Below are 13773 nucleotides of genomic sequence, written 5' to 3' on the forward strand. Positions count from 1 at the left end.
CGTCTACCTCCGGGCGATCCAGCCCCCCGATACGTCGGGGGGCTTTTTTTGGTTCAACGATGACTCCAGTACCGCAATTCCGGATTACGCCAAGGCTAGAGGTGGGCATGAAGCTCACAGGCCACAAGACCGTGGCGATGTTTATGCACTATGTTCATACCGAGGACAAACCGGTGCGGGATGCGGCCGAACTGGTGGCGAATCGGCGGCTTGCGATTATCGGGGTCTCCCGTTCTATGGAGGCAACAACATGACAAGGAAGACGCCTGTGGCAGCGGAGAAACGCGCCGCCCTACCGGCTGGCTATGTCGGCATCCACGGTGGCATTGTGGAGTTACTGGATGCCGCGCGCCAGGCAGCGGCGCGCAGCGTCAATGCGCTAATGACGGCCAGCTATTGGGAGATTGGCCGCCGAATCGTGGAAGCTGAGCAGAAGGGCAGGCGGCGGGCCGGTTACGGCGAGCAGTTGATGGAGCGGTTGTCCGCCGATCTGACGGCTCGATTCGGTCGCGGCTTCGGCGTCAACAACCTGGAAAGCATGCGGCGTTTCTTCCTCGCCTACCCCCAGCCCGAGATTTCCCAGACACTGTCTGGGAAATTGGAGAACGAGCCTCCCGCAGAGAAATCCCAGACAGTGTCTGGGAAATTAAGCCTGTCCGAACTGGCCCAGGTCTTCACCCTGCCGTGGTCGGCCTATGTTCGGCTGCTTTCGGTCAAGGATGACCATGCCCGCCGGTTCTACGAGGCCGAGGCGCTGCGCGGGGGCTGGAGCGTGCGTCAGCTCGATCGGCAGATCGGAAGCCAATTCTACGAACGCACTGCCCTGTCCAAAGACAAAACGGCGATGCTGCTCAAGGGTTCTGTCGCCAAGCCCGAGGATGCAGTCACGCCCAACGACGCGATCAAAGACCCGTATGTGCTGGAGTTCCTCGACCTCAAGGACGAGTATTCAGAATCCGACCTGGAAGCGGCCTTGATCCAGCGCCTGGAAGACTTCCTGTTGGAGCTGGGCGAAGGCTTCACGTTCGTCGGGCGGCAGCGCCGGCTACGCATCGACCAGACTTGGTATCGGGTGGATCTGTTGTTCTTCCATCGCAAGCTGCGTTGCCTGGTCATCATCGACCTGAAGCTGGGCAGCCTGACCCATGCCGATGTCGGTCAGATGCATATGTATTGCAACTATGCCAAAGAGCATTGGGCCTACCCGGATGAGAACCCGCCGGTGGGCCTCATCCTGTGTGCCGACAAGGGCCATGCTCTGGCGCGGTATGCGCTCGATGGCTTGCCGACCAAGGTGATGGCCGCCAACTATCGGACGGTGCTGCCGGATGCCGAGTTGTTGCAGAAAGAGTTGGAGGACACGCGGCGTCTACTGGAATCGCGCGCTTTGAAGAAGCCCGAGCAATCCCAGCGATAGCCGGGCGTCCCGGTGTGCGCTACTGCGCGGCGTGGGGGCTCACACTTATCCCCGCCATCTGTGGAGAAGGTTGAGGACAGCCTTGGGGCATAGTGAAAATCCCCTTTCCCGCCAGGCACTTGCAAGTGCCGATCAAAAATTGCGCAATCATCCTTTTGGATGATTTTTGGCCCACTTATCCACTGAAATCGGGATGAACCGGCGGACTTGCGCCGCAACCGCAAGGCAATGTGCATTTGTCCCCGCGTTCTGTGGAAAAGCATGAGGACAGTATGAGGGCAGGTCGGAAATCCCCTTGCATATCAAGCGCCTGCAAGGGGTGGTCAAGAATGGCTCAAACGCCGTATCGACGTGCCCCGGTTGTCCCCGGCAAATGTGGATAAGCCTGAGGACAGTATGAGGGCAGCCTGCAAAATTCCTTACAGGCCAAGCACTTGCAGGGGCCGCTCAAGAAACGCTCAAGTCCCCCGGCCCGGCGATGCCGCGACGATAGAGGACGGCGGGAGACGAAAGCGAGACAGGCTTGTCCCCACCGAATGTGGACAAGCCTCTGCACAGTCGGATAACAAGCTGAAAAAACCTTTATCCGACAATCACTTGGAAGGCGTGCTCAAGAAAGGAGCAGCAAGCGGACTCACTCGTTCCCTTCCAGCCGCATGCCTATCTTCAAGCCGACCTGCCAGTGCGCCACCTTGCCGTCCTTGATGTGGCCGCGCACTTCGGTGACTTCGAACCAATCCAGGTTGCGCAGCGTCTCGGACGCGCGCGCAATGGCCTGGGCGATGGCATCGTCGGTGGACTTGGTGGAAGAGCCCACCAGTTCGATCTGCTTGTAGACATGATTCGACATAGCTCGTCTCCGCTTAGGGGGTGAGTCGTGCATCGTCGGCCTGGCGGCGGTGTTCCGGCGCTTACGACCGGCAATCCATTCGAACACACAGCATACGCCCACGGCGCTAGAGTGGTGTTACGAGTTCCGTCGCACCGGCCTCGGCGCGGCGGAGCGCGTTCCCGCAACGCAAGCAAGGAGGTGTCGTCATGCCTGAACGAAAAACCCTGGAACGAGCGGCGCGCGACAAACGCCAAGGAAAATCCGCTTCCACGCAGGCCGGAGAATTCGTGCGCGAGGAAATCGAACACGTGCGCGAAGGCAAGCACGGCGTGCGCTCCACCAAGCAGGCCATCGCGATCGGGCTGTCCAAGGCGCGCCGCGCTGGCGTGGCGCTGCCCACGCCCAAGAAGGCCAGCGCAGCAACCAAACGCAAAGCCAAGCAGGACAGCGATGCGGCCCATGACGGACATGCCAAGTCCACCAAACGCGCCAAGGCCACCACCACCGCACTGAAGAAGGAAAGCGCCAAGCCCGCATCGCGCACCGCCTTGTCGCGACAGGCCAGCGCCTCGGCATCCAAGCGTAGCGCCGCCGCCCGCTCGGCCGCGGCCAAAAAGGCTGCCGCCACCAAGGGCGCTGCGGGACGTTCCGCAGCCGCGAAGAAGGCCGCCCGCACGCGCGCGGCGAACCAGCGGGCCAGCCATGCGCATTAAGGCGTATGGCGATCTGTGAGGCCGGGCTAGCCGGCCTCGAACGCCTTGAAGCGCTCGTGCAGGAACTCGCGCAGGCGCTTGACCGCCGGCGACAGCAGCATGCGGTGCACGCACAGCAGATACAGCGGCGAGGGCTCGCTGGTGTAGTCGGCCAGGACTTCGATGAGCCGGCCCGCCCGCAGATCGGCCAGCACGTCATAGCGCGATTTGTAGGCCAGGCCATGGCCGGCCAGCGCCCATCGGCGCACCAGTTCACCGTCATCGCCCACGCGGTCCCCCTTGACCGGGACGGTGAGCGCGGCGCCCTCGTGCCTGAAGGCCCAGCGGTCATGCAGGGTTTCGCCCAGCACGAAGGACAGGCAGTTGTGGCGGCGCAGGTCATCGGGCACTTGCGGCACGCCATGGCGCGCCAGATAGGCGGGCGAAGCGCAGACGACGCGGCGGTTGTGCTCGGACAGCGGCAGCGCCACCAGCCCGGAGTCGTTCGGCGTGCCATAGCGCACCGCCAGATCGACCGGCTGTCGGTACAGGTCTGCCAGGCGGTCGCTGATGCGCACCTGGAGGTTGACGCGCGGATGCCGCTCCTGGAACTCGTCCAGCCACGGCAGCAGCACGTGGCGGCCCAGGTCGGACGGGATGGACAAGGACAGGGTGCCGGAGATCTCCGTCTTATTGCGCGCCACGGCGTTGCGGCCCGCTTCCAGCGCCGACAGCGCCGAGCGGGCATGCTCCAGGTAGCGTTCGCCGTCGCTGGTCAGCCTGAGACTGCGCGTCGAACGCACGAACAGGCGCGCCTCCAGGGCCAGTTCCAGGCGCTTGAGCGCCGCGCTGGCGACGGCGGGCGTCAGGTCCAGTTCGCGCGCGGCGGCGGAAAAGCTGCCCTGGTCCGCCGCCGCCATGAATATCCTCAGATCCTCGAAGCGCACCATGCCGGCCTCATTTTCAAAAAATTATTGAAACTGAGTGCGATGCTAGCCGCTTTTTCCCCGCTCTGGACTGGGTAATCATGGCTGCATTCCCCCGACACGCAAGGAGCCACCCCATGAAAATCGAACTGAACGGCAAGAAGGCCCTGGTCACCGGATCGTCCGGCGGCATCGGCCTGGCCATCGCCGCGGGCCTGGCCGAGGCCGGCGCCGAAGTCGTGCTGCACGGCCGCAGCGCCGACAAGCTGGCGCAGGCCGCCGCCTCGCTCGCGCAGCAGTTTCCCGCTGCCCGCGTGAGCACCGTGCAGGCCGACCTCGCCACCGCCGACGGCGCGGCCGCGGTCTCGGCCGCCCATCCCGATGTGGACATCCTGGTCAACAACGCCGGCTACTTCGCGCCCAAGTCCTTTACCGAAATCACGGACGACGACTGGCAATACATGCTGGACACCAACGTCATGAGCGGCGTGCGCCTGTCGCGCTATTACCTGCCGCGCATGCTGGCCGCCGGCTGGGGCCGCATGGTCTTCATCTCCAGCGAATCCGGCGTGCAGATCCCCGCGGAAATGATCCACTACGGCGTCAGCAAGACCGCCTTGCTGGGCGTGTCGCGCGGGCTGGCCGAATTGACCGCCGGCACCGGCGTCACCGTCAATGCCGTGCTGCCCGGCCCCACGCGTTCGGAAGGCGTGTCGGACTTCTTCGCAGAAATGGCCAAGGAGCAAGGCGTGACGCAAGACCAGATGGAACGCGACTTCATCGCCCAGCACCGCCCCACTTCGCTGCTGCGGCGCCTGGCCACGGTGGAAGAAGTGGCCAACATGGTCGTCTACACCTGCTCGACGCAAGCCGCGGCCACCAATGGCGCCGCGCTGCGCGTGGACGGCGGCGTCGTGCGCTCCATCATCTGATCACGGCCTGAACCCATGAAAGCCATCGCCTACTTCAAGAACCTGCCCGCCGACCACCCCGAAGCGCTGCAGGACATCACCCTCGCCGACCCCGTACCCGGCGAGCGCGACCTGCTGGTCGAGGTCCGCGCCATTTCGGTCAACCCGGTGGACGTGAAGATCCGCGCCAACCGCAAGCCCAAGGACGGCCAGCCCGAGGTCATAGGCTGGGATGCCGCCGGCATCGTGCGCGCGGTGGGCGCCAAGACCAGCCTCTTCAAGCCCGGCGACCGCGTCTGGTATGCGGGCGCGTTGAACCGCCCCGGGGCCAACAGCGAGCTGCATGCGGTCGACGAGCGCATCGTCGGCCGCATGCCCGCCAGCCTGGACTTTGCCCAGGCCGCGGCGCTGCCGCTCACCACCATCACCGCCTGGGAACTGCTGTTCGACCGGCTGCGCGTGCTGGATAACGGCGCGCCCAGCCAGGGCAGCCTGCTGGTCATCGGCGCCGCAGGCGGCGTGGGATCCATCCTGGTGCAGCTGACGCGCCAGCTGACCGGCCTAACGGTGATCGGCACCGCCTCGCGTCCGCAAACGCAGGCCTGGGTCCGCGAGCTGGGCGCGCATCACGTCATCGACCACAGCCAGCCGCTGGCCGCCGAACTCAAGCGGATCGGCTTCCAGCACGTCAGCCACATCGCCGGCCTGACCCAGACCGACCAGCACTTCGCGCAGATGGCCGAAGCGATCGCGCCGCAAGGCAAGATCGCCCTGATCGACGATCCCGCCGCGATCGACGTGCGCCTGCTCAAATCCAAGTCGGCGTCGCTGCATTGGGAGTTCATGTTCGCACGCCCGCTGCACGGCACGCCCGACATGATCGCGCAGCACGAACTGCTGAATCAGGCCGCCCACCTGATCGACGAAGGCACGTTGCGCACCACGCTGGGCGCGCACTACGGCAAGATCAACGCCGAGAACCTGCGTCGCGCCCACGCCTTCATCGAAAGCGGCAAGGCACAGGGGAAGATCGTGCTGGAAGGTTTCTAGGAAGCCCGCGTCATGCCTCGCCGCCAACCGCGGCGGGGCATCTCGCAATTGCAAGCAGAAAGCAGTACAAACTCGACTGCGCGCAATCGCATGCGCAACGCCATCGGGAGTCTCTTCTGCTCGACCACATTCTCAATCAGACGCTTGAACCCCTGCTCTGGGGTATGGTGGCCTTTACCCTGCTGATGCTGAGGCTGGCGCCCCTGCAAGGCTGGAAGGCCGTCATCGTCGCCGGCATCACGGCGGGGCTGGTCTTCGACACCATCCAGTTCCGCGTAGGCCCGCCGCGCCTGTGGGACGCGCTGGTGCTGGGTTCGGTGCTGGCCGCCTTGCTGGCGGCCGCCGTGCTGGAACTGCTGTTCCTGCTGCTGCGCCGCTCGCGCCCCGAGCGGGCCTGAGGCGGCAGGCAAGCCTGCGGTCCGGACCGCAGGCGCCTCGCGCGCACGCCGTCAGGCGCGCCCTTCCCGCTTGGCGCGGGCATGAGGATCGTTGATCTCGGCCTCCAGTTCGGCGATCAGCCACTCCAACCAGCCGTTTTCGCTGCGCGCGTAAACCACCGCGGCGGGCGTCTTGCCGCTGCGCCAGCCCGGCTGATGCGCATCCATCCACGCGCCCAGGCTCTTGTGCGGCGCCAGCAGGCCCGACAGCCAGGACCACAGGTAATCAGGCACGTTGCGGCGGAATCCTTGCGCGCAGGCGTAGAGGGTGGGCTCAAGCGGCAGGTTGCCGGCGCGGGCCAGCCTGGCCTGCACGCGGCGCAGGGTCTCGGCCGCGGCCTGCAATTGTTCGGTGCTGAGCTTTTTCATTCGAGGACTCCTGATCTTGGTTTGCCCGGATTATCGCCGCAGGCAGCGGCGCTTTCCAAGCGCCGCTTGCAGCCATCAGGAACGCGCCGCCCGGGGCGGTTCCAGGCTCAGCAACGCGGTCGCGCTGAAGCGCGCGCCCGGTTCCAGCACCCGCATGCCGGTGCGCGTCTCGCCGCCCGCCGCCAGGTTGAACGCGTCCGCCACATTGGTGACCGGCTCCACGCACAGGAACTCCGAGCCCGCCGCCGTGTACACCACCAGGTGCGCAAAGGCCGGATCGGCATGCAGCGACAACTGATGCCCATCTGGCCAATGCAGGGTGGCCCGCCCTTCCCATTGCGACAAATAGGTATCGCAGCCGCTGGCCGAACGCCGCAGTTCGCGCACGTGCACGGCCTTGCTGCCGGCAGGCAGTCCCTCCGCGTCCGCGGTCCACTCGCGGCGCGCATGCAGCGTGACGCGCTCGGCCGTGAAATAAGGATGCAGCCCCAGACCGCAGGGCATGGACGTGTCGCCCAGATTGACGATGGACAGCGCCACGCTCAGGCCGCGCGCGTCCAGCTGATAGCGCTGCACGCATTCGAAGGGCCAGGGCCAGCCCAGCACGCCGGCGGGCTGCGCCAACACCAGGTCGACGCTGTCCGCGCTCAGGCTGCGCACGCTCCATGCCTGATACAGGCCCGCGCCATGGATCGCATAAGGTCGGCCGGGCACGGATTGCAACGCGTGCCTGGCGCCGTTGAAAGTGAACGCGCCGTCGCGGATGCGGTTGGAGTACGGCGCCAGCGGGTATGAGCCTGCCCGCGGCCAGCTTCCCGCGGGCCATTGCGTGTCGGTCAGCGGCACGATCCAGTCGTGCGCACCCGTGGACAGCCGGGTCAGGCGACCGCCGCCGCCCGGCGCAAATTCGGCCTGGTGCGGGCCGCTGGCGATGGTGATGCGCTCGCTGGCGTCGAGCGTGGCCGGGACGGATAAAGCCTGCATTTGAATGAAACTCCGGCGGCGGAAACGGGGCCGCGCGCTGCGATTGTGCCGTCCCCGGACTGGCGGGCGCAAGCGACTGCCGGACGCCTCATCCCGCCTCGACTTCGACGCCGCACAACGCCAGTAGCCGGCTCAACGCAGGATTCCGGTTGGTCTCCAACCACGCGATGCCATGCTGCAGCTTGGGCGCGTCCGCCGGCAACGGACGAAACACCACGCCCTCCATGTTGAGGGACTCGATGTCCCGCGGAATGATGGCCACGCCGGTGCCGGCCGCGACCAGGCACAGCAGGGTCTGGGACGCTTCCGTTTCCCGCACCACGCGCGGCAGGAAACCCGCCTCCAGGCAGATGGCGTCCATGGCGCCGCGCAGGTGGAAGCCCTTGCCCGAGGGATAGGCGATGAACGGCTCTTGCGCAAGATCCGCGACGCCCAGGTCCGCCTTGCTCGCCAGCGGATGCGCGTCGGCCAGCGCGATGGAGAACTCGCTGAGCATGAAGCCGTGCGACACGATATGTTTGCCCTCCAGGGGCAGAAAGCACAGTGCCGCATCCAGCGTGCCGTCCAGCAGTTTCAGACGCAGTTCGCCAGTCGGCAGCGGCCCCTGGATGTCCAGCGCGATATCGCTGTATAGGCGCCGGCAGTCGCGCACCAGCCCCGGCAGGCGCACATGGCTGGCGCGTCCGGTATAGCCCAGCCGCAGACTGCCGGTCTCGCCCCGGCCGGCCTTGCGGCAGGCCTCCACCGCGCCGTCCAACTGCCGGAACATGGGCTGGATGCTGTCCAGGAACACGCGGCCCGCCACCGTCAGCGCGACCTTGCGCGTGCTGCGGTCGAACAGCTTCACGCCCAGTTCCTCTTCCAGTTCGCGGATGCGCTGGCTCAAAGGAGGTTGGGCGATGTGCAAGCGCAGGGCGGCGCGGGTGAAGTTCAGTTCCGTGGCAAGGACCATGAAGCTATGCAGGTGGCGCAGTTCCATGTCGGGTATCGGTTATTGATATTCCATGAATATAAATGATGTTCCGATAATAAATTGGACGACTCAATCCCCAAGCCCTAACCTGCCACGCATCCAATAAACACACAGCGTGGAGACAAGCATGGCTGATCTTTCGGGGCGGGTGGCCCTGGTAACCGGTTCGACCAGCGGCATCGGCCTGGCCGTGGCGCGGCGCCTGGCGCGCTCCGGCGCGACGCTGGTGCTCAATGGCCTGGCCGACGCTGCCGCAGCCGATGCGCTTTGCGCCGAGTTCCGCGACACCTATGGCGTGCCGGTCCGCTTCCAGCCCTGCGACCTGCGCAAGCCGGCCGAGATCGAGGCCATGATGGCCGAGCTGAACCAGGTCTATGGCGCGCTGGATATCCTGGTCAACAACGCCGGCATCCAGCATGTGAGCCAGATCGAGGCCTTTCCGGTCGACAAGTGGGACGACATGATCGCCGTCAACCTGTCGGCCAGCTTCCACACCATGCGCACCGCGCTGCCGGCCATGCGCGCGCGCAACTGGGGCCGCATCGTCAACATGGCGTCCATCAGCGGCTTGCGCGGCCGCGCCGGCAAGACCGGCTACAACGCCACCAAGCACGGCCTGATCGGCCTGACCAAATCCGTGGCGCTGGAAACCGCGCAGACCGCCATCACCTGCAACGCCATCTGCCCCGGCTGGGTACACACGCCGCTGGTGCAGAAGCAGATCGACGCGCTGGCCGAACGCGAAGGGCTGGACAATGCCGCGGCCACAAACCGGCTGCTCGGCCTGCGCCAGCCTTCGGGCAAGTTCGTCACCCTGGAACAGATCGCCGGCCTGTGCGAATTCTTCTGCTCGCCCGACGCCGACGAAGTCCGCGGCGTGGCCTGGGCCATGGACGGCGGCACCACCGCAGCCTGAAGCCGCAGCGGCGGCCTCCATTGAACATGCGCGCAGGCCGCACAGCGATACCGACAACGCCCCCGAGGAGTACAAGATGCTGGACCACACCCACGCGCCCACCGCCAAGAGCTGGGTCGACGGCGCCGACGGCCATCCGGATTTCCCGTTGCAGAATCTGCCGATGGGCGTGTTCCGCCACGATGGCGGCACGCCGCGAATCGGCGTCGCCATCGGCGAGCAGGTGCTGGATGTCCGGGCCGCCGTGGAACTGGGCCTGCTGGACGAGCTGGAGCCGGTCGCGCGCCAAGCGCTATCGACGCACAGGCTCAACGACTGGATGGCCTTGCCCGCCGCCGCCCGCAAGGCCGTGCGGCACGCCCTGTTCGCGCTGCTGGACGCCGCACACCCAGCCAGCGCGCGGCACGCCTCGCTGGCCGCGCGCCTGCTGCATCCGCAGGCCCAATGCGAGCTGCTGCTGCCTGCGGACGTGGGCGACTACACCGATTTCTATGCCGGCATCCATCACGCCAGCCACGTGGGCAAGCTGTTCCGGCCCAACAACCCGCTGATGCCGAACTACAAGCACGTGCCCATCGCCTATCACGGCCGCGCCTCCTCCATCTGCGCGTCCGACACACCCGTGCGGCGGCCGCGCGGCCAGGTGAGGACGGCGGCCGGCGTCGACGTCCCGGCCTACCGGCCATCCGCGCAGCTGGACTTCGAACTCGAACTGGCGATCTGGATCGGCCCCGGCAACGCGCTCGGCGAGCCCGTGCCGCTGGAGCAGGCCGCCGGCCACGTGGCCGGCTATGGCCTGTTGAACGACTGGTCAGCCCGCGACATCCAGGCTTGGGAATACCAGCCGCTAGGCCCCTTCCAGGGCAAGAATTTCGCGTCCACGGTTTCGCCCTGGGTGGTGACTGCCGAAGCGCTGGCCCCGTTCCGCAGCGCCGCGATGGCGCGCGGCGATGGCGATCCTGAACTGCTGCCCTATCTGCGCCACGCCGACGACGCCGCCACCGGCGGACTGGCCATCGCGCTGCAAGCGTGGCTGTCCACACCGCTGATGCGCGAACGCTCACTGGCGCCGCAACGGCTGGCGGCATCCGATGCGCGCCATCTGTACTGGACTCCGGCGCAGATGGTGGCGCAGCACACGCTGGGCGGCTGCAACCTGCGCCCGGGCGACTTGCTGGGCTCGGGCACCATCTCCACGCCCGACGACAGCGGCCACGGCAGCCTGCTCGAACTGACGCATGGCGGCAAACAGCCCATTACCCTGCCCTCGGGCGAAACCCGGCTGTTCCTGGAGGCCGGAGACGAAGTCACCCTGACGGCCCATTGCAGCCGCGAGGGTTTCCAGCGCATCGGCTTCGGCGCAAGCCGGGCGCGCATTATCGATTGACGTTCAATACCAGGCATCCCGCTAGACCTGGAGCCGGCCGGCGAGCCGGCGGCACACAAAGGAGGAATGACATGAAGAAGATCCTGGCAGCAGGCATGATGGTCCTCGCAAGCGCAAGCAGCGCCCCCGCGCTGGCGCAGGACTTCCCCAACCACCCGATCCGCCTGATCATCCCCTACTCCGCCGGCGGCGTCACCGACGTGGTCGGCCGCGCCCTGGCCGAGCAATCCGGCAAGCGCCTCGGCCAGACCGTGGTGGTCGAAAACAAGACCGGCGCCAACGGCACGCTGGGCGCCACCCAGATGCTCAACACCGCGCCCGACGGCTATACCGTCACCATGGTGCCCATCGGCATCTTCCGCATGCCGCACATCACCGGCACGCGCTACGACCCGATCAAGGACCTGACCTACATCTCGATGATCGCCGGCTACAACTACTACGTCGCAGTCGCCGCGGACTCGCCCTGGAAGACGCTGGACGACCTGGTCGCCTACGCCAAGTCCAAGCCCGACACGATTTCCTATGGCACGCCGGGCGCCTACAGCAGCCAGCACATCGCCATGGTGCAGCTGGGCGAAGCCGCCCAGGCCAAGTGGACCCACGTCCCTTACAAGGGCGACGCCGACGCACTGACCGCCATGCTGGGCGGCCACATCCAGGTGCTGGTCGGCGCCAGCACCATCCTGCCCTACGTGGCCTCGGGCAAGGTCCGCATCCTTGCGTCGCTCGGCGACAAGCGCTCGCCGGACCTGCCGGACGTGCCCACCCTGAAGGAAGCCGGCTATCCCGTGGTGCACACCTCGCCTTTCGGCATCGCCGGCCCCAAGGGCATGGACCCGGCGGTCATCGCCAAGCTCGACGGCGCCTTCCGCGACACCCTCAAGGACGAGGCTTTCCTCACGCTGCTGCGCCAGTCCGGCGTGTCGCCGCAATACATGGATACCGCGACCTACACCAAGGCCGCCCAGGCCAGCGCGGAGACGGAGCGTGAGGTCATCAAGAAGTTGGGGAACATCATGAACAAATGAGGTACAGGCAAGGTCCGCGTGCGTCGGATCCAACGCCCTCTCAACTGTAATAAAACGTAAAATCCCAAGTACCCAAGAAACGCCCCAGCAATGGGGCGTTTTCCGTTGGGCCGGATTCCGGCGCACGCGGGATGTGGAATGCACGCCACACCCCCCACTTTCCATGTCGGCGACCTGCTGGCATCATGCGGCGCGTAGGGCACCTGTCAAGCATCTGAACAAGGAAGAAAAAGTGCGATTCAGTTTTCTCAAGGCCCTGCTAGTCTGCCTGTGCGGCGCCATGCTGAGCGCCTGCACCACCTGGGACGTGGCGATGCTGCGCCACAAGGGCAAGCCAGTCAACGACATCGTGACCGAGTGGGGCGTCCCCGATCGCGTGTACGCCAGTGAAGACCTGCCGATCGGGCAATTGGTCTACATGTGGCAGACCTCCGGCGAAGTCTCGTGGGACGAGGCCGTCGGCAGCTTCTACGTTCCCCCGCCGGGCGGCGTCAGCTACGGCTTCGGCAACAACACGGGCACCATCTACCAGCGCCGCACCGGCGTCGCCAGCTGCTACACCATGCTCCACGTCGACGAGAAGGGCATCGTCGTCGGCGGCGACCTCGTCAACAACGGCACGACCTGCAAAATGTGGTGATGGCGGCGCCAGGCGGATCGCCCATGCGCCTCGCCAACCGGCCTCCCATCGGACAACCCGCAAGAGAATTCCTGATGACGAACATGAAAACCACCCTCATCCCCTTGCTCGCCCTAGCTCTGCTGTCCGGCCCGGCCTTCGGCGCCGAGAAAAAGCCCACGGAGGGCGACATTTCCCGGGCCATCGCCTATACGGATGTGATGCGCGCCTACGCCTACAGCAAGCAAGCCGCCGAGTTCAAGGCGCGCTTCGACAAGATCGGCCCGGGCGCCGACGGTCTGGAAGCCATGACCAATGCAGCCAACCTCATGAGCCTGGCAAACCAGGCCATGCGCGCGGCCTGCGCACGCGAACCGCATTATGTGGAAAAAGGCATCGAGGCCTTTCGCTGCAGCAAGATCAAGTAGCCGGTCCTGAACAAGCCGTTTGAACCGCCGTTGCAGAACTGACGGCGATTGCAATCGCACTCTTTCGCAGGAACCTGCAACCAGGCCGCCATGCCCGCGGCCTGCGGCTTTCGACAAGACCACCGCCCGTTCTCTTCAATTCAGCGGGCGCCTGCTGGATGACGGGTATCGGCTTTGTTGTTTCTCCCCTTGCTGGTCGTCGTGTCGTAGCCGCCGCTCAGATTGGACGTACTTCGGGAACTGGCGCCATCGCTGTATCTCGTGTCGTAGCCACCGCTCAAGTTGGACGTGCTGCGCGAGTTCCGCCCATCGCTGTAAGTCGTGTCGTAGCCGCCGCTCAGGTTGGACGTGCTCCGGGAGGTGGTGCCGTCGCTGTACCTCGTGTCCAAGCCGCCGCTCAAGTTGGATGTGCTGCGCGAAGTCCGCCCGTCGCTGTACATCGTGTCGTAGCCGCCGCTCAGGTTGGACGTGCTCCGCGAGGTAGTGCCGTCGTCATAGGTGCAGTCTTGCCCACCCGACAGATTGGACGTGCATCTTTCCGCCTGCGCGGTCGCGGCTGCGAACACGGCAAGCACGACGAAAGACAACATGGGTGCGATTTTCATTTTGATCCCTATGGCGTGGAGGCTGATGCCGTCATCGCCGCGTTGTTGTGCGGCGTGGCGACCACCATAGCGACTATTCCCGCGAGCGGATGCAGCGGTTTTGCGCAAAGCAATTTCAGCCGGTTTCGGGCCGGTTCAGTCGGTTTCCTGGCCTCATTTTCCGTACGCCCGCCCTGCCTGCCGGCGTAGCAATTCA

The 13773-nt window shown here is 65.7% G+C and carries 16 protein-coding genes and 1 pseudogene; 11 read left to right on the plus strand and 6 right to left on the minus strand.

Features of this window, described 5'->3' with window-relative positions:
- Window positions 1-98: 98 nt before the first annotated feature.
- Window positions 99-254, plus strand: a pseudogene (locus AXYL_RS34445) (integrase); the annotation flags it as partial.
- Complete coding sequence (locus AXYL_RS22665; RefSeq protein WP_013395197.1) at window positions 251-1417, plus strand: PDDEXK nuclease domain-containing protein; 1167 nt, start codon at window positions 251-253, stop codon at window positions 1415-1417. The pseudogene AXYL_RS34445 and the gene AXYL_RS22665, both read left to right, overlap by 4 nt.
- A 634-nt stretch (window positions 1418-2051) precedes the next feature.
- Here the strand turns inward: AXYL_RS22665 and AXYL_RS22670 are convergent.
- The gene (locus tag AXYL_RS22670) at window positions 2052-2267 is read right to left on the minus strand and encodes a dodecin (protein ID WP_013395198.1); all 216 of its coding nucleotides are present in this window, start codon (window positions 2265-2267) and stop codon (window positions 2052-2054) included.
- A gap of 188 nt (window positions 2268-2455) precedes the next feature.
- On the opposite strand from AXYL_RS22670, the gene AXYL_RS22675 reads away from it, so the two are divergent.
- The gene (locus AXYL_RS22675) at window positions 2456-2962 is read left to right on the plus strand and encodes a DUF6496 domain-containing protein (RefSeq protein ID WP_013395199.1); all 507 of its coding nucleotides are present in this window, start codon (window positions 2456-2458) and stop codon (window positions 2960-2962) included.
- Between the two features lie 26 nt (window positions 2963-2988).
- On the opposite strand, the gene AXYL_RS22680 is transcribed toward AXYL_RS22675, so the two are convergent.
- The gene (locus AXYL_RS22680; RefSeq protein WP_013395200.1) at window positions 2989-3891 is read right to left on the minus strand and encodes a LysR family transcriptional regulator; all 903 of its coding nucleotides are present in this window, start codon (window positions 3889-3891) and stop codon (window positions 2989-2991) included.
- A gap of 113 nt (window positions 3892-4004) precedes the next feature.
- On the opposite strand from AXYL_RS22680, the gene AXYL_RS22685 reads away from it, so the two are divergent.
- The 3 genes from AXYL_RS22685 (at window position 4005) to AXYL_RS22695 (ending at window position 6226) form a co-directional block, all read left to right on the plus strand.
- Window positions 4005-4799, plus strand: a complete 795-nt coding sequence (locus AXYL_RS22685; RefSeq protein ID WP_013395201.1) for an SDR family NAD(P)-dependent oxidoreductase — start codon at window positions 4005-4007, stop codon at window positions 4797-4799.
- Between the two features lie 15 nt (window positions 4800-4814).
- Window positions 4815-5828 carry a zinc-binding alcohol dehydrogenase family protein gene (locus AXYL_RS22690; protein WP_013395202.1) on the plus strand — a complete coding sequence of 338 codons (1014 nt, stop codon included), beginning with the start codon at window positions 4815-4817 and terminating at the stop codon, window positions 5826-5828.
- Window positions 5829-5992: 164 nt separating this feature from the next.
- A complete protein-coding gene (locus tag AXYL_RS22695; protein ID WP_013395203.1) occupies window positions 5993-6226 on the plus strand; it encodes a hypothetical protein in 234 nt (77 codons plus the stop codon).
- A 51-nt stretch (window positions 6227-6277) separates the two neighbouring features.
- Here the strand turns inward: AXYL_RS22695 and AXYL_RS22700 are convergent, their stop codons facing one another.
- The 3 genes from AXYL_RS22700 to AXYL_RS22710 form a co-directional block, all read right to left on the minus strand.
- On the minus strand, window positions 6278-6634 hold the full coding sequence (locus AXYL_RS22700; protein WP_013395204.1) for a hypothetical protein: 357 nt from the start codon (window positions 6632-6634) through the stop codon (window positions 6278-6280).
- Between the two features lie 75 nt (window positions 6635-6709).
- Window positions 6710-7618: an aldose 1-epimerase gene (locus AXYL_RS22705; RefSeq protein WP_013395205.1), complete on the minus strand. Its 909-nt coding sequence runs from the start codon at window positions 7616-7618 to the stop codon at window positions 6710-6712.
- 88 nt (window positions 7619-7706) lie between these two features.
- Complete coding sequence (locus AXYL_RS22710) at window positions 7707-8597, minus strand: LysR substrate-binding domain-containing protein (RefSeq protein WP_013395206.1); 891 nt, start codon at window positions 8595-8597, stop codon at window positions 7707-7709.
- Between the two features lie 121 nt (window positions 8598-8718).
- Here AXYL_RS22710 and AXYL_RS22715 point away from each other — a divergent pair, with 121 nt between their 5' ends.
- From AXYL_RS22715 to AXYL_RS22735, 5 genes are all read left to right on the plus strand, one after another.
- The gene (locus AXYL_RS22715) at window positions 8719-9507 is read left to right on the plus strand and encodes a 3-hydroxybutyrate dehydrogenase (protein ID WP_013395207.1); all 789 of its coding nucleotides are present in this window, start codon (window positions 8719-8721) and stop codon (window positions 9505-9507) included.
- A 76-nt stretch (window positions 9508-9583) separates the two neighbouring features.
- Entirely contained in the window at window positions 9584-10894 is a 1311-nt protein-coding gene (gene fahA, locus AXYL_RS22720; protein WP_013395208.1) for a fumarylacetoacetase, read from the plus strand.
- A gap of 71 nt (window positions 10895-10965) precedes the next feature.
- Window positions 10966-11925 carry a tripartite tricarboxylate transporter substrate binding protein gene (locus AXYL_RS22725; protein WP_013395209.1) on the plus strand — a complete coding sequence of 320 codons (960 nt, stop codon included), beginning with the start codon at window positions 10966-10968 and terminating at the stop codon, window positions 11923-11925.
- Between the two features lie 232 nt (window positions 11926-12157).
- Complete coding sequence (locus AXYL_RS22730; RefSeq protein ID WP_013395210.1) at window positions 12158-12565, plus strand: hypothetical protein; 408 nt, start codon at window positions 12158-12160, stop codon at window positions 12563-12565.
- 74 nt (window positions 12566-12639) lie between these two features.
- Window positions 12640-12972, plus strand: a complete 333-nt coding sequence (locus AXYL_RS22735) for a hypothetical protein (RefSeq protein WP_013395211.1) — start codon at window positions 12640-12642, stop codon at window positions 12970-12972.
- A gap of 140 nt (window positions 12973-13112) precedes the next feature.
- On the opposite strand, the gene AXYL_RS22740 is transcribed toward AXYL_RS22735, so the two are convergent.
- Window positions 13113-13577, minus strand: coding sequence for a hypothetical protein (locus AXYL_RS22740; protein WP_049797851.1), 465 nt, complete (start codon window positions 13575-13577; stop codon window positions 13113-13115).
- Window positions 13578-13773: the final 196 nt, after the last annotated feature.

This window comes from Achromobacter xylosoxidans A8 (assembly GCF_000165835.1).
Lineage (GTDB): Bacteria > Pseudomonadota > Gammaproteobacteria > Burkholderiales > Burkholderiaceae_B > Achromobacter > Achromobacter xylosoxidans_B.